At 45.1% G+C, this 21,185-nt stretch carries 16 protein-coding genes; 3 read left to right on the forward strand and 13 right to left on the reverse strand.

From position 1 onward, the window contains the following. Nucleotides 1–4 precede the first annotated feature (4 nt). The 3 genes from HP552_RS29965 to glgB form a co-directional block, all read right to left on the reverse strand. Nucleotides 5–1,714, reverse strand: a complete 1,710-nt coding sequence (locus HP552_RS29965) for a right-handed parallel beta-helix repeat-containing protein (protein WP_175398997.1) — start codon at nt 1,712–1,714, stop codon at nt 5–7. Nucleotides 1,715–1,855: 141 nt separating this feature from the next. After that, a complete protein-coding gene (gene glgA / locus HP552_RS29970; RefSeq protein WP_175398998.1) occupies nt 1,856–3,295 on the reverse strand; it encodes a glycogen synthase GlgA in 1,440 nt (479 codons plus the stop codon). Beyond that, nucleotides 3,292–5,298, reverse strand: a complete 2,007-nt coding sequence (gene glgB, locus HP552_RS29975; RefSeq protein WP_175398999.1) for a 1,4-alpha-glucan branching protein GlgB — start codon at nt 5,296–5,298, stop codon at nt 3,292–3,294. Before glgB ends, glgA begins: the two co-directional genes overlap by 4 nt. 196 nt (nt 5,299–5,494) lie before the next feature. Here glgB and HP552_RS29980 point away from each other — a divergent pair, with 196 nt between their 5' ends. Continuing rightward, the gene (locus tag HP552_RS29980; RefSeq protein WP_175399000.1) at nt 5,495–6,721 is read left to right on the forward strand and encodes a glucose-1-phosphate adenylyltransferase; all 1,227 of its coding nucleotides are present in this window, start codon (nt 5,495–5,497) and stop codon (nt 6,719–6,721) included. Between the two features lie 65 nt (nt 6,722–6,786). Here HP552_RS29980 and HP552_RS29985 read toward each other — a convergent pair whose 3' ends face one another. The 5 genes from HP552_RS29985 to HP552_RS30005 form a co-directional block, all read right to left on the reverse strand. Next, entirely contained in the window at nt 6,787–8,283 is a 1,497-nt protein-coding gene (locus HP552_RS29985; protein WP_175399001.1) for a sensor histidine kinase, read from the reverse strand. Then, complete coding sequence (locus HP552_RS29990) at nt 8,280–8,978, reverse strand: response regulator transcription factor (protein WP_095286490.1); 699 nt, start codon at nt 8,976–8,978, stop codon at nt 8,280–8,282. The genes HP552_RS29985 and HP552_RS29990 overlap by 4 nt, the downstream gene beginning before the upstream one ends. Further along, nucleotides 8,971–10,287 carry a hypothetical protein gene (locus tag HP552_RS29995; RefSeq protein WP_175399002.1) on the reverse strand — a complete coding sequence of 439 codons (1,317 nt, stop codon included), beginning with the start codon at nt 10,285–10,287 and terminating at the stop codon, nt 8,971–8,973. Before HP552_RS29995 ends, HP552_RS29990 begins: the two co-directional genes overlap by 8 nt. 22 nt (nt 10,288–10,309) lie before the next feature. Beyond that, nucleotides 10,310–11,035, reverse strand: a complete 726-nt coding sequence (locus HP552_RS30000) for a phosphonate ABC transporter ATP-binding protein (RefSeq protein WP_175399003.1) — start codon at nt 11,033–11,035, stop codon at nt 10,310–10,312. An 84-nt stretch (nt 11,036–11,119) separates the two neighbouring features. Next, complete coding sequence (locus HP552_RS30005; protein WP_175399004.1) at nt 11,120–12,319, reverse strand: MFS transporter; 1,200 nt, start codon at nt 12,317–12,319, stop codon at nt 11,120–11,122. A gap of 202 nt (nt 12,320–12,521) precedes the next feature. On the opposite strand from HP552_RS30005, the gene HP552_RS30010 reads away from it, so the two are divergent. Together HP552_RS30010 and HP552_RS30015 are read left to right on the forward strand one after the other, a co-directional pair. Then, a complete protein-coding gene (locus HP552_RS30010; protein ID WP_175399005.1) occupies nt 12,522–13,442 on the forward strand; it encodes an ArsR/SmtB family transcription factor in 921 nt (306 codons plus the stop codon). A gap of 42 nt (nt 13,443–13,484) precedes the next feature. Continuing rightward, on the forward strand, nt 13,485–14,249 hold the full coding sequence (locus HP552_RS30015; RefSeq protein ID WP_175399006.1) for an HAD family hydrolase: 765 nt from the start codon (nt 13,485–13,487) through the stop codon (nt 14,247–14,249). Between the two features lie 49 nt (nt 14,250–14,298). Here HP552_RS30015 and HP552_RS30020 read toward each other — a convergent pair whose 3' ends face one another. From HP552_RS30020 to thyA, 5 genes are all read right to left on the reverse strand, one after another. Next, nucleotides 14,299–16,632, reverse strand: a complete 2,334-nt coding sequence (locus HP552_RS30020) for a type IA DNA topoisomerase (RefSeq protein WP_175399007.1) — start codon at nt 16,630–16,632, stop codon at nt 14,299–14,301. Nucleotides 16,633–16,757: 125 nt separating this feature from the next. Next, the gene (fur, locus tag HP552_RS30025) at nt 16,758–17,249 is read right to left on the reverse strand and encodes a ferric iron uptake transcriptional regulator (protein ID WP_217506587.1); all 492 of its coding nucleotides are present in this window, start codon (nt 17,247–17,249) and stop codon (nt 16,758–16,760) included. 242 nt (nt 17,250–17,491) lie between these two features. After that, nucleotides 17,492–18,979, reverse strand: a complete 1,488-nt coding sequence (locus tag HP552_RS30030; protein WP_175399008.1) for a glutamate synthase subunit beta — start codon at nt 18,977–18,979, stop codon at nt 17,492–17,494. Between the two features lie 629 nt (nt 18,980–19,608). Continuing rightward, on the reverse strand, nt 19,609–20,097 hold the full coding sequence (locus HP552_RS30035; RefSeq protein ID WP_175399009.1) for a dihydrofolate reductase: 489 nt from the start codon (nt 20,095–20,097) through the stop codon (nt 19,609–19,611). A 27-nt stretch (nt 20,098–20,124) separates the two neighbouring features. Continuing rightward, on the reverse strand, nt 20,125–20,919 hold the full coding sequence (thyA, locus tag HP552_RS30040; RefSeq protein ID WP_312884373.1) for a thymidylate synthase: 795 nt from the start codon (nt 20,917–20,919) through the stop codon (nt 20,125–20,127). Nucleotides 20,920–21,185 lie beyond the last annotated feature (266 nt).

Consider the following 21,185-nt stretch of genomic DNA (forward strand, 5'->3'; position numbering starts at 1 on the left):
TGTATTATATCTTTGTCCCCTTAATATTACCGTGTTCATCAACACTGACCCTCCAACGGGTAGAGTTAGGACCAGACAATACAAGATCGTTTACGAGTTGATATACGAAACCATTATGATCCTTCACAATATCAATGACGACGTTCTTTCCATTCGAAAAAGGGCTTGATCCGTATAAATATCGCCCTGTAGCATTAGCAGAGACCAGCAACACATTATCTTTGATGATGTTATTTTCCACAACATGATTTGCATTATCAAAATGAACTGCCCACCAATTCCCGTCATATTTCATGCGATTGCCAGTAACTACATTATTTGAACCGCGAATTTTAAGCGATGTACCTTTGCCTGATATTGAGTTATCCGTGAATGTGACATTATGGTTCAAACTGACCATACGGTCAGGATTGGCCGTCACAAAACCTGGCTGTATGATATTATTGGCGGCGATGACTCCATTACTTAAATCCATTGCAATTCCTGCTTTAGCGATATAGTTGCCCTTAATTATGATATTACCGTCTGCGATAATACCCCAATGGTTGCCATTAGGAATAATGATATTGTCAGAGATGACCCCTATATCCATGCCCTCAACACCGTTATTGGTCCTTGCCTCAATGGCTGATGTGGGACTCGATGATCTGGATATGGTGTCAATATAATTGCCCTGAATAACAAAAATATGGTTGCTCACATCATTTGGGTTGAATTGGGAAGGAAGGAAGGATACCGAAATAACAGAACTGTTTCGAATATTTTTAAAGAAGTTTGAAGTAACGAATGCCCCTTGGAAACCAATGAGCCCTACACCAAAAGCAGTTCCGATCACGCTATTGTCATGGATATGCATACTCCGCGCACCAGTCTCGCCGCCTTCATTGTTGCAAGTGATGCCCCCGCCTACCTTGGGAACATTAGTCCCTTCTTGACCTGCTGTAAATGTCGCATAATCCGAATCCGTAGACAGCACGGGAGTATGAAGATAGTTATTGGTTATAAATACGTTCCAGGTTGCTTTAATTAGAATGCCATCTCCCAGGTATCTGTAGCAATCATTTTGGCTAATCATTACAAACGTTAAATTGGTCCTTACCGCAATAGGCTCTTCACCCAAATGGTGAAGTTTATTGTTTCTGATAATTACATTCCGGGACGGGTTCTCTTGACTACTTGATCCATTTACCCCAATACCATCCGTAAATTTGCTAATATCATTATTTTGCAGGATAACATTGCTTGAATTCTCAACATATATTCCTGTTCTTCCCTTGGCCCAGCCAGCCTGAGTTGTACGCCTTAACGTTAACCCACTCACTTCAATATGATTGCTGTTCTCAAAGCGTAAACCCTGATCGGAGACTTCCAATATTGCTCCCGGATGAGCTCTGATGGTTACCGACTTACCGTTGAACGTATAAAACCAACCCGATTTTACGACTTTGTAGTGTCCTGGGGTGAATAATAAAATATCCCCTTCTTGTGCTGAGTCAAAAAAAGCCTTGATCTGTGCAGATTGATTACTCCCATCCCCTGGAGCGAAATTTCTAACGTCAATGATATTTCCAGGAACGGAAGATTGCACAGAAGCGATATTTCCTAATACATGACTGAACATTTCATTTAATTTTAGAGGATCAAATTGTTCATTAGCACCCCATGCCTCCAAGTTAAGATTATAAGCGGAGGTAAAATTAATATTGTTGGTCATTTTACCAGCTCTCTTTCATTCCATTTTCAACTACATCACTATCACCCAACTCTTACAAAGGGCATTTCGCAAGGGCTCCGAAATTAATTCTGCAAAAAAGCCACAGTACGAATACTGCGGCTAGGTGGTTTAAAGATTAGTTTATATGCTCGCAACAGTTATGCCACGATAGATGTCCATGTATTCGTCTGCCGAAACATCCCAGCTGTAATCCCCGTTCATCCCATTCTTCACAATTTTTTTCCAGTGCTCGGGTTCGCGATAAAACTTCACTGCCAAGCGGATGGTGTTCAACATGTCGTGTGCGTTAAAGCTGGTAAACGAGAAGCCATTCCCTTCACCGTTGAACTCATTGTATGCCTGCACGGTATCGTTCAGACCACCCGTTTCACGGACAAGCGGTACACTGCCGTATCGGAGTGCAAGCAGCTGGCTAATGCCACACGGTTCGAACTTGGAAGGCATCAGGAAGATATCACTCCCTGCATAAAAACGACGGGATAATCCATCGTTAAACTTAATTTGAGCAGACATTTTTAGTGGATAACGGTAAGCTGCCTCGCGGAACCAATGTTCATAGGCCGGATCCCCGGTCCCCAACACGGCAAACTGAATATCATCGTAATACAGCAGTTCATCCAATATGCGGCAGACCAGATCAAGCCCTTTAGAGTCTACAAGACGGGTAACCATAACCATAAGAGGTGCATCCGGACGTACAGGAAGCCCCAGTTCCTTTTGCAGTTCAATCTTGTTCTCGGTTTTCTTGGCCAAGCTTGTTCTGTATTTAACCGGGATTTTATTGTCTGTTGCGGGATTATAGCTTTTGGTATCAATCCCGTTCACAATCCCAGTGAAACGTTCGCCGAGCGAACTAAGCAATCCGTCCAGGCCGTACCCATAATATGATGTTTTTACTTCCTGGGCGTATGTTGGACTAACTGTAGTAACATGGTCCGAATATACAATGCCTGATTTCAGGAAATTGACATTACCATAATATTCTGCGCCATCCATGGTGAAATATCGATCGTCCAGCTCAAGCAGGTCACTGAATAACGAATGCGGGAACACCCCTTGATACAACAGATTATGTATGGTAAATACGGTACGAATCTCACTATAAAATGACTCATGGGCGTAATGCGCCTTCAGCAGCAGCGGAATCATTCCCGCATGCCAGTCATGACTGTGGAGCACATCCGGCTTGAAGTCCAGTAGAGGCAATACTTCGAGTACCGCGCGATTGAAGAAAGCAAACCGTTCCCCATCGTCCATATATCCGTATACACCGTCTCGCCCAAAATAATATTCGTTATCGACAAAGTAAACCGGAATACCATCATGAATGATCATTTCAATACCGCAATATTGTCTGTGCCAGCCCAAAGGCACATCCGTCACAATAACCGGTTTCATGGCCTGCTTATACTCGTCAGGAATCCCTTTATATTTGGGCAACATGACACGAACATCTGCCCCAGCCTTTTTCAAGGCCTGAGGCAATGCTCCAATTACATCGGCGAGACCACCCGTTTTAATAAATGGATGACCCTCGGCAGCTGCGAATAAAATTTTCATGCCTTCTTCCCCCTTTTCGGTTTGGCAGTCGTTTGTTCTGTTGTTTTTATGGATTTTGGTCTGACAGAAGCGACTTCAGTTGCTGTCCCATCCGTTTTCCGACGTGTATTCTTTTTTAGAATAACCACGCTCAGCGGAGGCAAAACAACTTCAAGACTGTGGGGATGCCCATGAAAAGGAATCTTTTCGGTAGTCATCTGCATATCATTCAATATACCTGATCCCCCGTAATCGGGATGATCACTGTTCAGAACTTCGGTATACATACCGGGACGCATGACACCAATCCGGTAACGCTCCCGCTTGACCGGCTGAAAGTTAATAAGCACAAGGAGTGTATCCGCAGGTTTTTTTCCCTTGCGTACATATGAAATGACACTTTGGGCATGATCATCCGGAGTGATCCATTCATAACCGTCCAGGGAATGATCAAGCTCCCACAAAGCTTTTTCGCCCAGGTACAACGCCGACAGATCACGTTCAAACTTGTGAAGTTTGCGGTGACTGTCGTAATCCAGCAAAAACCAGTCCAGTTGATCCTCATCTTTCCACTCGATAAACTGGCCGAACTCTCCACCCATAAACAGCAGTTTTTTGCCTGGGAAAGTCATGAAGTAACCCAAGAAAGCTCGCATGCCGTCAAACTTCTGTTCGTACGATCCTGGCATTTTGTCCAGTAAGGACTTCTTGCCATGTACAACTTCGTCATGCGACAAAGGCAGCACATAATTTTCAGAGAAGGAGTAGACCACAGGAAATGTCAGCAAATGATGCTTCGATGGACGCTCGTGGAAATCCGATTTCATATAATCCAGCGTATCGTTCATCCAACCCATGTTCCATTTATAATTGAATCCCAGTCCGCCTACGTCAGTTGGAGAGGTGACCATCGGCCATGCACTGGATTCTTCAGCCATCATCAGCGCATAAGGATAATACTTGAATATCGTTTCATTCAGTTGCTGCAGAAAGGCTACAGCCTCTTGATTTTCCAACCCGCCATCCGTATTAGGACGGAATTGTCCAGGATGCTTCTCAAAATCAAGCCTCAGCATACTGGTGACTGCGTCAACGCGCAGACCATCAAAGTGATACATGTCCATCCAATAGAGGGCATTGGAAATCAGAAATGAACGAACTTCTGGTTTCGAATAGTCGAAACTAAGTGTGCCCCAACCTGGTTTCTCGGCTAACAATGGATCTGCATACTCGAACAAAGGAGTCCCGTCAAACAAACGCAGACCATGAGCGTCCTTCGCAAAATGTGCAGGAACCCAGTCGAGCAGCACGCCGATTCCTGCCTGATGAAGTGTATCCACCAAATACATTAAATCCTGAGGTCCTCCGAAACGGCTTGTCGGTGCAAAGAAACCCGTACTTTGATATCCCCACGAAAGGTCATAGGGATGTTCGCTAAGAGGCATCATCTCAACATGGGTATATTTCATTTCTAATAAGTAAGGAACGAGCAGATCCGCAATTTCGCGATAACTGTATAGAGAGCCATCTTCCTTGCGCTTCCATGTTCCGATGTGCATCTCATAAATATGTAAAGGCTTGTTATAAATAGCCCTTTGCTTGCGTCTCCATGCGCCGTCATTCCATTTATACCCTTGAATCGAACTCGTTATGGAAGCAGTCCGTGGTCTTACTTCGGCATGGAATGCATACGGGTCTGCTTTGAGCAGTTCAGTTCCGTCTTCCGCTAAAATACGGAATTTGTATAATGTTCCTTCACTGATTTCCGGAAAAAAACGAGTCCAAAATCCAGAATCGGGTATCTTATATAAAGGTTCCTGTTCACCTTTCCAATCATTGCGGTCAAGAGCCAAACCTACTTCTTTGGCGTTCGGAGCCCACACGGTGAAGCGATACCCTTGACGATGATCCTCAATCGTAGGCTGTGCGCCCAATATTCGATAACTGTGATGAAGGTTTCCTTCATGAAACAAATAAATATGCTCCGGCGAAATGGCCGGATCTGCCAATGGTTGAATGGCCAAGAGATCACCTTCTTCCCCTAGAAAATAGATATAACGTTAATCATTACCCCATTCTAGCCAAGTTGAAAAGAAAAATGACGTGTTTAAAAAAATGTTGTAATTTTACAGGAATTTTACAGTATTACTCGTTTCAACAGCTCCACTTTGCGTTTATGTATGTACTACACTGGACAAATATCTCGGGAGGGAAACGATTATGTTTAATAAAGATTGCATCGCTATGCTGTTGGCGGGAGGAGAGGGGAAAAGATTAGCCCCATTAACCTCAAGTATTGCTAAACCCGCTGTACCGTTCGGCGGGCACTACCGGATTATCGATTTTCCTCTCAGCAACTGCGTAAATTCAGGCATCGACACGGTTGGTGTACTGACGCAGTACCAAGCTGAATCTTTACACGATCACATTGGTGGAGGAGAGCCATGGGGACATGGTAATTCGAGTGAGGCAGGAATCTCCCTGCTTCCATCTTATCATACAGGAAATGACGAATACTTGGGAACGGCGGATGCTATTTATAAAAATATGGACTATATTGACCAACAAAACCCCGAAAATGTTCTAATTTTGTCGGGAGACCACATTTATCATATGGATTATCGTGAAATGCTGGAGGCACATAAAGCAAATAATGCCGTTGCGACTATTTCCGTGATGGAAGTCCCTTGGGACGAAGCACATCGCTTTGGCATTATGGCAGCGGATGAAAACATGCGCGTTACTGAATTTGCCGAAAAGCCAGCTGAGCCGAAGAGTAACCTTGCTTCCATGGGCATTTACATGTTTAACTGGGAGTATCTGAAACGCCATCTTCTGCTGGATGCAGCCAATCCGGAATCCAGTCATGACTTTGGTAAAGATGTGATCCCGCAAATGCTCAATGAGAACAACTCCCTTTACGTTTATAACTTTAATGGGTATTGGAAAGACGTAGGTACGGTGAAAAGTCTGTGGGATGCCCACATGGATCTTTTGTACAACGAAGAAAACTGGAGCCTGCATAAGGATCACTGGCCGATGTTCACTCGTGACTGGAAAACCAAATTGACTGCTCACAAAGCTCGTCATTCGCGGACTGAGCATATGGCATCCATGATCCATGAATCCTGCGCCATTGAAGGCCACGCTGAGCGCTCTGTTATTTTCTGCGGTGCTGAAGTGGGCAAAGGCTCTGAAGTGAAAGATAGTGTCGTTATGCCAAATGCTCGTGTGGGTAGAGGGGTGCACATCGAACGTGCCATTATTGGTGAAGGTGCCATCATCAAAGACGGAGCCATCGTCAAGGGCACTGCTGATGAGATTGTCGTTGTGGGCCCAAATGAAATTGTATCTGCCAAGCCGGCAGTACGCACTCAGCCAGCCCGTATGCTGAAAGAAGTGTATGAGAAAACAGGTCGCTTGCGTGCAGGTGAACTTTCGTCATAACATACTAAAAAAGGTGAGCCGTTAATGGCTCGCCTTTTTTGGTGTATTGATGTATTCATTGGATCTCACACCTCTTTTGGATCCGATGGATTCTGTTGTATCCCTGTCTCCGAACCGGGACCAGGAGTGCTGTCATCCGCTTGATATTCGCTTCCCATCTCTTCTTCCGGCAACGCAGGCAGCGCAATGGTAACGGTTGTACCCGATCCGAGTTCACTTTGCATAATGATCGTTCCCTCATGCAATTCCACGAGTTCCTGCGTTATGGCCAGCCCCAATCCTGTTCCACCGTTCTGGTGATCCACCTGGAAGAAACGGTCACGAACCTTGATAAGATGTTCTTCACTGATCCCGATCCCTGTATCCTGAACAGCCGCGATGATCTTCCCATCCTCTTCTTTTACCGACAAGTAAATCCAAGAATTTTCGTGGGAAAATTTGATTGCATTGTCTACGATGTTAAGAAATACTTGTTTCAGCCGATTTCCATCTCCGAACACATTAAATGCACGATTCTCATCTGTATCCAGCTTCAAATGTATTTGCTTTTGTTCGGCCTTGGCCCAAACGTTTAACATGGTTTCCTGTACAATCTCACGAATGCTGACTGTCCCTTTAACCAGTTTCATTTGATTTTGCTGCAGCTTGGAGAAATCCAACATCTCTTCGACAAGTCCGATCAAACGCTCGGTTTCTTTTGAAATGATACTCATCCCAATGCGGGTCTCGTCCGGGTCATAACCACCCGAATCCAGCGTCTCACTCCAGCCTTTGATACTGGTCAGAGGTGTCCTGAGTTCATGGGAAATCGAAGAAATGAAATCATCCTTGATCTGGTTACTCCGGACAATCTCATGAGCCATAAAATTCAGCGTAGAAGCCAATTCGCCAAGCTCATGCTTGTAGTTTCCTTTGACCCTGACATCCAGACGTCCTCTGGCCATCTGTGCAGAAACCGCAGTGATATTGTTAATCGGACGAACAATCGAGTTCGCCATCCCAATGCTGATAATCAGGACGATGGCCAGAACGGCCACACCAACGGCAACGGCAAGCAATCCCATAACCAGCAGCTTGGAATTAACGTTTTCGAGGGAGGTCAAGTATCTTACAATGTAAGTATTTTCCCCGCCCAGGTCAATTTTTTGAGAAACAGCCATGACTTGCTCTCCGGTACCCGGTTGTCTGCCGACCCATCGGCCTGTATTGCCGTTCATCGCCTGCATGATATCACTTGTCTGCAATACAGCCCGATCAGACTCAAAGGCCGCTGAGCTTGCCAGCACTCGTCCGTTGAGATCGAGAATTTCGAGCTCTGCTCTGGAAAAATTCAAATTCGTAAGTAATTTGGACAGATTCCCATTATCCGCATTATCTTCTCGGGCAATAGGCTCCAAAAAGTCTTTGGACATGGAGATATGAGAGCTGATGGTGTTATAGATACTCTCATAGTAATATCGCTGCACCGCGAGCATGAAAATAAACTCCACCAATAACAGAGCAAGCAGAACTACGATAAAATAGTGCAATACAATCTGCCTGGTGATACCCTTTTTAATCATTGCTCCCGGCCCTTCCATTTGTACCCATGACCCCATACTGTCTGCAGGTATTCAGGTTCGGAAGGATTGTTCTCAATTTTTTGTCGCAGACGACGGATATTCACGTCCACAATTTTCGGATCACCCATATACTCTTTACCCCAGACATGATCCAGCAGCAGATCACGACTGAGCGGTGTATTTTCTTTTTCCAGGAAGAACTGAATAAGTGAAAATTCCGTTGGCGTCAACTCAATTAATTCGTTTTGTTTCTTGAATTGTTTTGAGATCAGATCAAGCGAGAACGGACCGGATTGGAAAGTGACCTTAGCTGCGGTCTCCCGATGTACGTTCACTCTGCGCAGCAAAGATTGAATACGTGCAATCAGTTCCGTCGGACTGAAGGGCTTGCTTACATGATCGTCTGCTCCAACCGAGAGAGCATATACTTTGTCCTGTTCCTGAACCTTGGCCGTCAGGAAGATAATGCCCAAACGTTCATTGGTTTCGCGGATACGACGACACACTTCAAAACCGTCAATTCCTGGTACCATCACATCCAGAAGAGCCAGATCAATATCCGGTACAGTCTGCAGAATGCGAAGCGCTTCATGCCCATCTCCGGCTTCAAGCACTTCGAACCCGTTTCTTTTTAAATTAATGACTATAAAACTGCGGATGGATTCTTCATCCTCAAGAATAAGTACTTTACTCATTAAGTTCTCCCTTTCTGTTCAGTTGAGACATATTATCCAGTAATCCCTCGTTGCTATCCTGGGCATTACGCGAAGCAATCACCCGATCGTTCGTACGGGTAATTTCTTTCCACCTCTTCCCTTTTTCCTGCTCCCATTGGGAAAGGGTGAAATACTTAATTTCACCTACGGTTTCATCTGTATCAATCATTTTAAATCGAATATATTTTTCCTTTTCCGATTTGGTGTCAATCGTGATTTTACCGTACCACTCAGGTTTTAAGTTCAAATGAAAGAGATTGGCATCATCACGGTACTGGAATGAGACAAATTCTTTCCCATCCTTGCCATCCCATTGATAAAAGGTATAGAACCACATGCGTGAATCAAATACGTAATGTTCCCAGCCTTTTGGAGTTTCCTTTAGCCCAAATTCAATAATACCATCATTGTTGAAATCACCGCTTAAAATTTTGTCATCTCTGTAGGTTTGGTCAGGCGATTTGAACGCATTTACCAGTTTGTTATCCTTCACATAAATAATCTGTGAAAACGAACTGCGGTCATCCAGCTCTGCGTCCAGCACAATCCCCATCTTATCCTTAGCAATCTCTCCACCCAGAGCATTGTAGATCTCTTTTACCGTGTAATCGGTTTGAAGACGATCCACTTCCTTAAAGCTGCCTTCATCGTATTGATATAAAGCAATGCTTGCGAAACCACTGTTATTCAGGGCTACAATGGCAAAGTCGTTTTTCCCATCCCCGTTCAGATCCAGTGTGTTTCCTTGCAAATCATCAATAATATATTGGTTATATGGAACGCCACCCAAGACCTGCTCAAGTGCACCGCCCTTGTAAGAGTATGCTGTCAGTGCTTTTTGTTCTTGCAGACTCACACCAAGAATGATATCCGGATTCCCATCGTTCGTAATGTCCAACACTTTAAAGGATTGAAGCTCGCTGCCAGGCACATCAAACGTCAGCTTTTTAACCCATGTATCTCCCTGCTCCTCCAATAACATGCCATGGATGCGTACATTTTCATTGGGGGTTTCATAAAATACGATCGCTTCACGGGTTCCGTCACCGTCGAGATCTTCCACACGAATCATGCTGGTGTTGTTCATGTCTTTGGGGCGAATAAGTGCGCTCTCAGGCGGCTGCTCCTTCTGAACAACATAAAACAATTTCTCTTTATCCATGGATAGCATGGGTTTCTTCATCAAACCCTTGGGGTCGCTAATGACCGTGCATCCGCTAAGAACAGAGCCAAGCACGATTGTGACCGCTCCACAAGCTAACAGGCGCACCCATCGTGAGTTAAGCAATTTCATCACTCATTTCAATAGTTTAAATCATGTTTTTTTCTTTTTGCGTCAGCCTACGTCCACGTATATCAAAAGCAATCTTACCTTCCGCAAGACCCCAGATGCGTGTGGCATGTTTCTCCGCCATTTCAATCGGTAGAACCGCGATGACTGTAGCACGTTCTTCTTCACACAGTTTGCGTAATGTTTCGAGAACGGTATCTGCCGTGTGCGGATCAAGTCCAATTACAGGTTCATCCGCGAGGATTACTTTGGCACCATGTGCGAGAGCACGGGCAATGGCAACACGCTGCTTCTCACCACCGCTAAGCTTTTCCGCAGTTTGATGTGCTTTATCCAGAAGTCCTAACCCCTCCAGATAATCCATGGCCCCCATATAATCATCCGAACGGACCATGCCAGTCACCATTCTCCACCAAGGCGTCTGACCCGATCGACCAATTAATACGTTCTTGAGTGCCGTACGCCTAGGATAGAGCTGAGGATTCTGTTCCAAGTATGCCCATTCACGCTTAATTTTCCGTTTACCGGACCAGCCTTCTTTTATAATTTCGACACCGTCAACCGTAAATCGGCCGCCATCCCATTTCTCCAACATGGCCAGGCACTTAAGCAGCATGCTTTTTCCACTACCGCTGGAACCGATTACTGCGATCATTTCACCCTGTTGCATATCAAATCGTATATCCCGCAGAACCGGAACCCGGTCCGCTCCAACGGATTTACTCAAATTCTCAACTCTGATCATCGCGATGTCTCCTCTTGTCCATGTTTTTCCCTACTATATAGTGTACTCGGAAATGGACATCAATTTCCATGCGAACACCAGCTTCTATTTTACCACAGATTGGGGGATGGGTTTATTCCGGAATAATACACCTGCAGCACCAAAAAGCAGATACATGCATCCAAGCAGGGTAAACATGCTTCCAGGCGAAATCCAATTGATCATTTGACCACCCACATTCGGTCCCAAAATACTGCCAATCGTAAAATGGAACGATGCCACCACGTTGGCTGCCGGCAGGAGTGCCTTAGGTAGAATATCTGCAGCATAGGCAAGTCCAAGCGAGAAGAAGGAACCTACCAGACCTCCTGCTATGGTTAGCAACACCAGCGTCCACCAGAAATGAGTCCCGGCCACGGGTACCAGCATGAACATGACCCCGCCTGCAATACCGGCAGACATTAACACCCTTTTGCGTCCAAATCGGTCACTTAGCATACCCAAGGGTAACTGCAGGAACAATCCACCGATTCCCACAAACGGCAGCAAAGATGAGATCTGATTGGCATCAAAACCGATTCGCAATCCGTATACCGGGAAGTTACTGTTCATGCCCGCTTCCATATAACCATACAAAAGCGCCGGTATTAAAGCATACCAGGCCCAGGACCAACTGCGACGGAAACGACGTTCAGGTAGTTGTCCATGCTCTGTTTTTTCCGGTTTGGTGTCGGGAAGCTTCATTAATACAAGCAAGAGTACGGCTCCCATACAAACGAAAAGAACCCAGAACGGGACAGCCTCGCCAAACCCAAGCAGTTTGATGCCCAATGGGCCTATACTGAAACCAAGTCCATAGGACATGCCGTATAGGGATATGTAACGCCCTCTTTTTTCGGGTGCCGTAACGAGAAGTACCCAGAGCTGGGCAGCATAATGCAATGCGCTATCACCAATACCTACGGCAAGACGAAGGATAAACCATATTTTAATATCCGGAAAATACGGAAAAAGGATCAGTGGAAACATAACAAATAACAGACCGCCGACAATCAGTTTCTTAAAACCGACAGCGCCAAGAAGCCGTTCGGCGATCAGGGTCATTGCAAAAGAACCCACATACAGTGCAGCTGCATTGAGACCGTTTAATCCGGGGGATACTCCTTTTTGCTCGAGGAAAATGGATAATACCGGAAGCAATAGCCCCTGACTAATGCCTGCAACAACAATAACGATGATTAGGATAAGATAGTTAGATCTAGAATGTGATGATTTTGCGACATTAACCGATGACACGAATTTCATTCCTCCTGCGGACAAACAAAGAAAAATCGCCATCGCTGACGACTTTTCGCATGTTATTCATATTCATAAGATAAAGCGTTGCTGCGCCGGTGCATTTGCCCCGGACTTGAACATTATAGTGGACAACGCCCTGCAAAACAAGCCATAATAGTACATAAGTCGCTGCGTACATTTAGATGTGACGGGAGGATTCTGCATCGTTATGACTTATCATGTTAAAATTGATGTTTCACCGATATATGAAATGCTGAACAGTTTTCTTGTATATGTTACAAAAAAGTGGATTCAACATCTGGATGTTGGTCCCGAATGGATTCTTGAAGTCGAAGGCAAACTAAGTTCCAATGTACGAGCTGCTCTCGCGCCTGCCTCGACTTGGCCTTTTGATGATTTTGATGTCTTGTTTGCATGGGCGGCCTATCGGACTAGCTCTTCAGAAAATCAGGATTTTCTGAACATGCTTGCGGAACTGACTGCAGAAGAGCTGTTTGCTCGTGTATCTCCTCTGCTGCCAAGTATTACAATAAAAGAAACGACACACATTCGGGACAGCTATGTGCCGCTGCTTCGTCTCTGGGATCAGCATTACTGCCGAAGCATTAGTGAAGATCATCGTACCTGGCTGGAAGAGGACGCGGATGAGAAGCGCACTCTTTTGGGTAAAATGGGACCAGAACTGCTTATCGAATATGCAACAGCAGGTGTTATCGTGGAGCCTATGCCTGGACTTGACGAAGTCATCCTGTTTCCGACTGTACATAACCGTCCAATCAATATGTACTGCTTCTATGAAGGCATGATGATTATGCAGTATCCTGTTGATATCCCTGAAGAAAATGAAGACCAGCCGCCGACCTGTCTGCTGCGTTTCACACATGCCTTGGCCGATCCCGAACGACTTCGTTTGCTTCGTTACGTATCCGATGAACCGAAATCGCTCGCGGAGATGTGTGAAGAATTGAACAAAGATGAAGACATGGTCAAAGACCAGGTTATGGCGTTACGTATCGCAGGTCTGCTGCGAACCCATCTGCTCGGCAGTAACCGCAAAGAGAAATACAGTATCCGGCCGGATGGCGTGTCTGAATTAAACATGTTCCTGGAATCCTATATTCGCATATAAAAGAGGATGCATTGGAGTTGCCGGCTGCAAGGAGTGAGTTGAATGAACACCATTAAACAGCATATTATTTTTGACCTGGACGATACACTTGTCTATTGCAACAAATATTTCAACCTGGTTCTGGGTGAATTCTTTGAAAACATGCAGGAGTGGTTTGACCCTCATGCATTAACGGTTCAGGAAATCCGTGACAAACAACTGGAGATCGACGTGACAGGAGTAAACAAAGTGGGATTTGCAAGTCATCATTTTCCCGAGTCCCTCATTGATACGTATCGTTATTTCTCTCAAAAGTATGAAAGAGCCACGTCATCTGAAGAAGAATCGTTTCTTACCAAGCTCGGCATGAGCGTATACGATCAAGAGGTAGAGCCATACCCTCACATGGTCGAGACACTGGAGAGCCTTCAATCGGCTGGACATTCCCTCTATCTGTACACCGGAGGCGAAACCGTGATACAGCAGCGGAAGATTGATCAGATGAAGTTGTCAGCTTATTTTGATGACCGTATCTATATCCGACAACACAAAAACGTTGAAGCTCTTGAAGGCATTCTGTCTTCCGGACCGTTCGACCGCAGGACTACGTGGATGATCGGAAATTCATTACGCACGGATATTCTGCCGGCGGTAACCGCCGGAATCCACAGTATATATATCAAACAGCCAAATGAATGGCAGTATAATATTGTTGAACTTCAGCCAAATCCGGAAACATCGATGTATACCATCACTGCTCTGGAAGAGGTACCGAAGATCATTCATGAAAATATTCAACAACAGCAGCAAAAAAGGACCCTTGGTTAAGGGTCCTTTTTGTGTATCGATTAGAGATATGTTATTTCTCAGAGCAGATCTATGATTCCTGTCTTTCAGCAGAAAGCTTACCTGAAGTAAGATCCTGCAGGATAATCCGCGCCTTGACCGTACTCCCGTCTTTTCGTTTGAAGGCCAGTACCTGTGTGCTTCCTTTCTCAATCAGAGACTTTAGCATCGTACTGATTATTTTTTTGCCGACATACTCTTTCCAGATGACAAATCCGCAGCCTTCCTTGAATCGGGTACACCCATATCCTTTCTTGCCTTCAATAATCTGACCGGTGCATCCCGGAGAAGGACAAGACGCCAAGGGTTCACGAACGCCGGTTTTCCCGGAAGATGCAGATGGTGCCTTCGCCACTGAGGTGGCCGTGTTACCCGATCTGGAGACAGCTGCTGATGTCTGACGTGATGTTTTGGGTGCTGAAGCGGCAGATTTGGTCGTCGTTCTCGTTCCGGCTCTTGAAGCTTTCACTCCCTTGCCTTTACCACGCCCCCCGCGTGAATCTTCCCCGAATGCATCTGCTGGTGCAGGAGCCTGAACACGGACCTTATCTATGATGGACATGGTGAACTTCTTGACGTTCTCCATAAACTTATCCTGTCCGGCTTCCCCCTTGGAGATCTGATACAGTCTTCTCTCCCATTGCCCCGTCATTTCAGGGGATGTTAACAGATCCACACCGGCCCGGCGAATTAATTCAATCGCTGTCCGGCCTTTCAGCGTCAACTGCATCTTTTTCCCCTGCATCGTAATATAACCGACATTTTTAAGCCTTTCAATGGTAGCAGCACGTGTTGCTGGCGTACCCAGTCCACTGTCTTTCATTGCATCTCGCAGTTCTTCATTCTCAATCTGCTTGCCTGCGCTTTCCATCGCTTTCAGCAGAGTTCCCTCGGTATAACTTTTGGGTGGTTGGGTTGCTTTTTCCTTAAACTCGCTCTTGATACATTGGACTGGAAGTTCGGGCTGTACCGAGAACGTCTTGTCTGTCCACTCCTCTGCATCTTCATCCTCATTGCTGCTCTTCTTCGTTTTTTTCTTGCCAGAGCCGTTCTGCTCCTGATCCGAAGAAGGCAAAACCACTTTCCACCCCAGTGACAGCAGCTCCTTCACGGAAGTTTTGAACTGATGCTGCTCAACCTCTGTAAGCACAGTATGCTGTTTGTACTCTGCCGGTGGATAGAAATGAGACAAAAACCGTCTAACGATCAAGTCGTAGATGTTCTGCTCATCCTTGGATAAAGTACCCGGACGCTTCAGCGTAGGCAATATAGCATGGTGATCCTCTACCTTGGATGGATTGCAAACGCCCTTGTTGTTTTTGTGAACCAATTCAGGTTTAGCACCAATTGCAAGTTCACTGTATGGCCCGTTTTTCAGCAGATTCAATGTCTTGTGCATACCCTCGATATTCTGTTCCGTAACATAGTTGGAATTGGTACGCGGATACGAAATGACCTTGTGTTTCTCATACAAGGCCTGTGCGATATCCAATGTTTTTTTTGCTCCGTATCCGTATTTCGCATTAGCCTCACGCTGTAAAAGAGTCAGATCATATAACCTGTACGGGTACTCCTTCGTTTGCTTCGCCTCATACTTGGAAATATGTCCGGTCTTGCCCTTCACACTTGTGGCTATCGCTTCAGCAGCCTCAGCATCTGTAAGCTTGTCTCCCTGACGCATACCTTTATACTCAACGCCTTCCTGACGAAACCAGGCGGCCACTTCATAAAAGGTCTGTGACTGAAACGCCTCTATCTCGATTTCCCGATCATAAATCAGCGCGAGTACCGGCGTCTGCACACGTCCAACAGACAATAACGCATTATGCCGAGTTGTAAAAGCACGTGAAGCATTCATGCCAATCAGCCAATCGGCCTCACTTCGAGCCCGGGCAGCATGGGTCAGGTTTTCGAACTCGGATGCATCCTTCAGTCCGTCGAATCCGCGTTTGATGCTTTCAGCAGTCAGATCCGAGATCCATAAACGCTTAACAGGCTGACGCAGCTTCAATTGTTGTTGAATCAGCGCAAAAATATACTGCCCCTCTCGTCCTGCGTCACATGCATTTACGATCGCTGAAGCTCGTTTAGCAAGTTCTCCGATGATCTTCAGTTGATCTTTCGTTTTGGGATTGGGCACAATTTTGAACTGATCCGGAATGATTGGCAGATCGGCAATATTCCATCGCTTGTATTTCGTATCATACGCATCCGGTTCAGCAAGCCCGAGCAGGTGACCAATCGCCCAAGTGATGATGTAATGCTCACCTTCAAGATAACTGCGATTGTTCTTGGCTCTTGGTTCTATGACGGCGGCAATGGTTCGTCCCATATCAGGCTTTTCCGCTATAACCAGTGTCTTCATCCGTCCATCTCTCCTCCTTCACCGTCCGCATGACGGCAAAAAGGGGCCTTCCGCCCACGGAAGCCCCTTGCTTCTGAAACCTATTATATCAGATTTTGATTCCGGGAGCATCCTCCACGGATGAATTAACCTGCCGCCTGCTCATTTATGGCCTGCTTTTCCCGGCACTCCTTGCACACACCCTGAAAATCAAGTCGGTGATCTGTCACTGCAAAACCATATTGACGTTCAATCTGCTGTTCCAGACGAAGCAAACCATCTTCCATAATTTCTTCTACAGTTCCACACTCCGTGCAGATCAAGTGGTGATGATGATGGGAGCCATCTGTACTTCGCAGATCGAAGCGGGCAGCCCCATCTCCAAAATTGATTTTCTCTACAACCTGAAGATCACTTAACAGCTCCAGTGTACGATATACAGTAGCCAGCCCGATCTCTGGAAACTGTTCTTTCACCAGCAGAAACACTTCTTCGGCGCTAAAATGATCCTTCTCATGCTCAAGCAGTACACGTACCGTTACTTCACGTTGTTGAGTTAGTTTATATCCCTTATCAACCAATTGCTTTTTAATCTCGAATATCTGTTCTGAAATGGACTTCTCCCGGTTTCTTGCCATAGCAGGTTGCACCTCCGGATATATCATTCTCTATTTACGATGTCATTGTCATTTATTTTCTTATTTATAATAATTATAATCTAATAATAAGTCTTTATGACTTAAAAAGCAATGCTCTACCTCACACTTGCAATAATTATTTTCGTTCTAGGTGAAATAGATATAACAAAAAAACAACCCTCACTGATAGCGAGAGTTGTTTTGTAACTTCCATAATAATATCAATTATTGCCATATGCAGATTATACAAGAACAGTGGCACCCATCAAATATTTATCCACTTCACGAGCTGCTTCGCGGCCTTCGTTGATAGCCCATACAACCAGACTTTGACCACGACGCATGTCGCCTGCAGCAAATACTTTATCCACATTGGTATTGTACTTGCCGTAACGAGCCTTTACATTGGTACGACGATCTGTTGCAAGACCCAGCTGTTCAACCAGTGTTTGCTCCGGTCCATCAAAACCGATTGCGATCATTGCCATTTGGGCAGGGAATACGCGCTCAGTTCCAGGGATAGGCTGATAGATCTTACGACCCGTTTCATCGACAATACGCTCAATTTGTACCGTATGCAATTCTTTGAGATTGCCCTCTTCATCACCAACAAATTTAGTTGTCATGATAGAGAATTCACGCGGATCTTGACCGAAGAGTGCTTTGGCTTCCTCTTGTGCATAATCCAGCGTATATACATTCGGGAACTGCGGCCAAGGATTATTAATGCGATCCCGTTCCATAGGAGCCTGTGTATGTGTACCAAATTGGGTTACGGTCCGGCAACCATGACGAAGCGATGTAGCTACACAGTCAGAACCGGTATCCCCGCCACCAATAACGATGACATCCTTGTCTTGTGCGGAGATATAGTTTCCATCTTCCAGGTTGGAGTCCAGATAACTTTTGATACTTCCATTCAGGAAGTCCATAGCGTAATGCACGCCTTTCAAGTCGCTTCCTTCAATGTTGAATTCACGCGGCTTCGTTGCACCTCCACACAGTACAACAGCATCAAACTCGTCTACCAATTGCTGCGCAGGGATATCTTTGCCAATTTCTGTATTCGTCACGAACTGAACGCCTTCCGCTTCAAGCAGGTCCACACGACGTTGAACCACTTTTTTGTCCAGTTTCATCGTAGGAATGCCATACATCAGCAAACCACCCACACGGTCCGAACGCTCATAGACAGTTACCGTATGACCGGCTTTGTTCAATTGAGCCGCAGTAGCCAGTCCGGCAGGACCAGAACCAACAACCGCTACACGTTTACCCGTACGCTTCTCCGGAGGTTGGGGAACCACCCATCCTTCTTCAAAACCTTTTTCAATGATGGCTTCTTCAATCGTTTTGATGGTTACAGGCTGGCCAATCAGGCCAACGGTACAGGATCCTTCACACGGAGCCGGACAGACACGACCTGTAAACTCGGGAAAATTATTTGTTTTGTGCAGACGATCAAGTGCCTCTCGCCACAATCCGCGATATACAAGATTATTCCATTCCGGAATCAGGTTATGCACAGGACAGCCCGACGTTCCGCCAGTCATATCTATACCTGTATGGCAATACGGGGTACCACAATCCATGCATCGCGCACCTTGTGTTCTGAGCTCTTCTTCAGCCATATGTTTATGAAACTCTTCCCAATCCTTAACCCGCTCAGCCGGCTCCCGGTCTGCAGGCAGCTGCCGTTTGTATTCCATAAATCCAGTAGGTGTAGACATCTTACGTTTTCCCCCATCCGTTCTCGTCTTAATCCCTTCATTGGCATGGTTCTATATGAAATGGATTACTCATGCTGAGTTTTTGTCTATTGTATCACAAAATCTTCTCGAAGATATTTCAATTATAGTAGCATTTCGACAACTGAATATTAAATGGATTATCCGCATAATTATTTGTATTTTATACATCATATCGTCAGGTTTACCTGTGGTCAATACCCTTATTTTGGTGCTTAAAACTGTAATCAATCGTCTGATCAAACGTTTATTATGTCGTATAAGAGCTAAAACGTCACATGAATGTAAGCTAATTTGCCATAAAAACCAAGCAATTCAGCATGTATCTTCTCCTATTTCCGAATATTAACTCGAATTTAGGGCTTTACAACGGTGAATCCCCATAACTTTTATACTTTTTTACGAATTGGTGATAATTTTTATGTTCTTCCCTCTAATTTTCAATGCTTTAAATGTTATATTCGTGTAAACCATAGAAAATGGCATGATGTCCGCTATTTTCACAAAAAAAAAGACGCTGTTCACGAATATTTCGTAAATCAGCGTCTTGATCATTGAACAGATCGCAACGTATCTTCTTGGGGCTCTTTAGACTCGCCCCTTATGCAACCTTAGCGTTTTCGTTCATAAAACTCAAACGTATAGGCATACACATTTTTTTCATCCTGTTCGCCTTCAATGTGCTCTGTTAGCTCCCATTCCGACCAATCCAATTCCGGGAAAAAGGTATCTCCCTCGAACTCCTCATGGATTTTGGTAACGACCAGACGATCTGCTAAAGGGAGAAACTCACGATATACCTGGGAACCGCCGATCACACATAGTTCATCGCCCTTGGTCGCTTCAAGCCCCTCTTCAATGGTATGCACCACTTCAGCCTGCTCCACCTTGTAGTTCAGATCTCTGGTGATCACAATATTCCGCCGTTGCGGGAGCGGCTTACCGCCAAAGGATTCCCACGTATTACGACCCATAATAATCGTTTTGTTCAACGTGCGTTGTTTAAAAAAAGCCATATCTTTGGGCAGACGCCATGGAATCGAATTGTTTAAACCAATAACACCGTTCTCGCCCATAGCCCATACAAGTTCAATACTCAAATGCTACACTCCTTCTTTCAAGTCTGCTTATACTGCAATTGGAGCTTTGATGCCCGGATGATGCTGGTAGTTTTCAAACTCAAAGTCTTCAAACTTGTAATCGAAAATGGAATCGGGCTTACGTTTAATGATCAACTTAGGCAAAGCATAAGGTTCACGCTCAAGCTGTGTTTTCACCTGTTCCACATGGTTGGAATAGATGTGTACATCCCCGCCTGACCAGATGAAATCACCCACCTCAAGGTCACATTGTTGGGCAATCATATGTGTCAGCAAGGCGTAGCTCGCAATGTTAAACGGCAGTCCAAGGAATGTATCCACGGAACGCATGGTTAGCATACAGGATAATTTACCCTCCGCCACATAAAACTGAAACGCAAAATGGCATGGGGGAAGCTTCATGTTGTTGATTTCTGCCACATTCCATGCACTTACGAGATGACGGCGTGAATCCGGGTTATTTTTGATTGAATCAATAACTGCTGCGATTTGATCAATTTTCTCTCCATTGGGTGCTTCCCATGTTCTCCACTGTGAACCGTAAACGGGGCCCAGATCGCCGTTTTCATCGGCCCAATCGTCCCAGATCTTGACTCCGTTTTCTTTCAAGTAAGCAATATTCGTATCCCCACTCAAAAACCATAACAGTTCATGAATGACTGATTTTAGATGAATTCGTTTGGTTGTAACCAAAGGAAATCCTTCCGAAAGATCATAACGGAGTTGTCTGCCGAAGACAGATTGAGTTCCGGTTCCGGTACGATCTCCTTTGTGCACACCATTGTTCAGGATATCCTGTAATAAATCGAGATAGTTTTTCACGTTGTACTCCCCCACTAAGATATCTTTTAATTTCATTCCATACAAAAACTAAATAAACAGAAAATACTCGCTGTGACCGAGTTCTGCTGACTTACATTGCTTAAAAACAATGCCCCTCCATTGGGTCACAACCTGTTTTATACGTTGTTATAGTGTACCATATTGATCTTCTTATTGCATGATCCTTGTTTGAACAATATCTGCATATAAAAAAGGGACAGATAACGCTGTAACACGTTATCTGTCCCTTCGTATACGTATAATGC

Origin of the sequence: Paenibacillus xylanilyticus (genome assembly GCF_013359935.1) — a bacterium.
Taxonomy (GTDB): Bacteria; Bacillota; Bacilli; order Paenibacillales; family Paenibacillaceae; genus Paenibacillus; species Paenibacillus xylanilyticus.

What these genes read in the sequence shown, in the direction of transcription:
- fur (WP_217506587.1), bottom strand. Translation starts at nt 17,249, where the DNA reads ATGGCAAGAAACCGGGAGAAGTCCATTTCAGAACAGATATTCGAGATT.
- HP552_RS29965 (WP_175398997.1), bottom strand. Translation starts at nt 1,714, where the DNA reads ATGACCAACAATATTAATTTTACCTCCGCTTATAATCTTAACTTGGAG.
- HP552_RS30015 (WP_175399006.1), top strand. Translation starts at nt 13,485, where the DNA reads ATGAACACCATTAAACAGCATATTATTTTTGACCTGGACGATACACTT.
- HP552_RS29980 (WP_175399000.1), top strand. Translation starts at nt 5,495, where the DNA reads ATGTTTAATAAAGATTGCATCGCTATGCTGTTGGCGGGAGGAGAGGGG.
- HP552_RS30030 (WP_175399008.1), bottom strand. Translation starts at nt 18,979, where the DNA reads ATGTCTACACCTACTGGATTTATGGAATACAAACGGCAGCTGCCTGCA.
- HP552_RS30010 (WP_175399005.1), top strand. Translation starts at nt 12,522, where the DNA reads ATGACTTATCATGTTAAAATTGATGTTTCACCGATATATGAAATGCTG.
- HP552_RS30000 (WP_175399003.1), bottom strand. Translation starts at nt 11,035, where the DNA reads ATGATCAGAGTTGAGAATTTGAGTAAATCCGTTGGAGCGGACCGGGTT.
- HP552_RS29985 (WP_175399001.1), bottom strand. Translation starts at nt 8,283, where the DNA reads ATGATTAAAAAGGGTATCACCAGGCAGATTGTATTGCACTATTTTATC.
- HP552_RS30005 (WP_175399004.1), bottom strand. Translation starts at nt 12,319, where the DNA reads ATGAAATTCGTGTCATCGGTTAATGTCGCAAAATCATCACATTCTAGA.
- HP552_RS30020 (WP_175399007.1), bottom strand. Translation starts at nt 16,632, where the DNA reads ATGAAGACACTGGTTATAGCGGAAAAGCCTGATATGGGACGAACCATT.
- glgA (WP_175398998.1), bottom strand. Translation starts at nt 3,295, where the DNA reads ATGAAAATTTTATTCGCAGCTGCCGAGGGTCATCCATTTATTAAAACG.
- HP552_RS29990 (WP_095286490.1), bottom strand. Translation starts at nt 8,978, where the DNA reads ATGAGTAAAGTACTTATTCTTGAGGATGAAGAATCCATCCGCAGTTTT.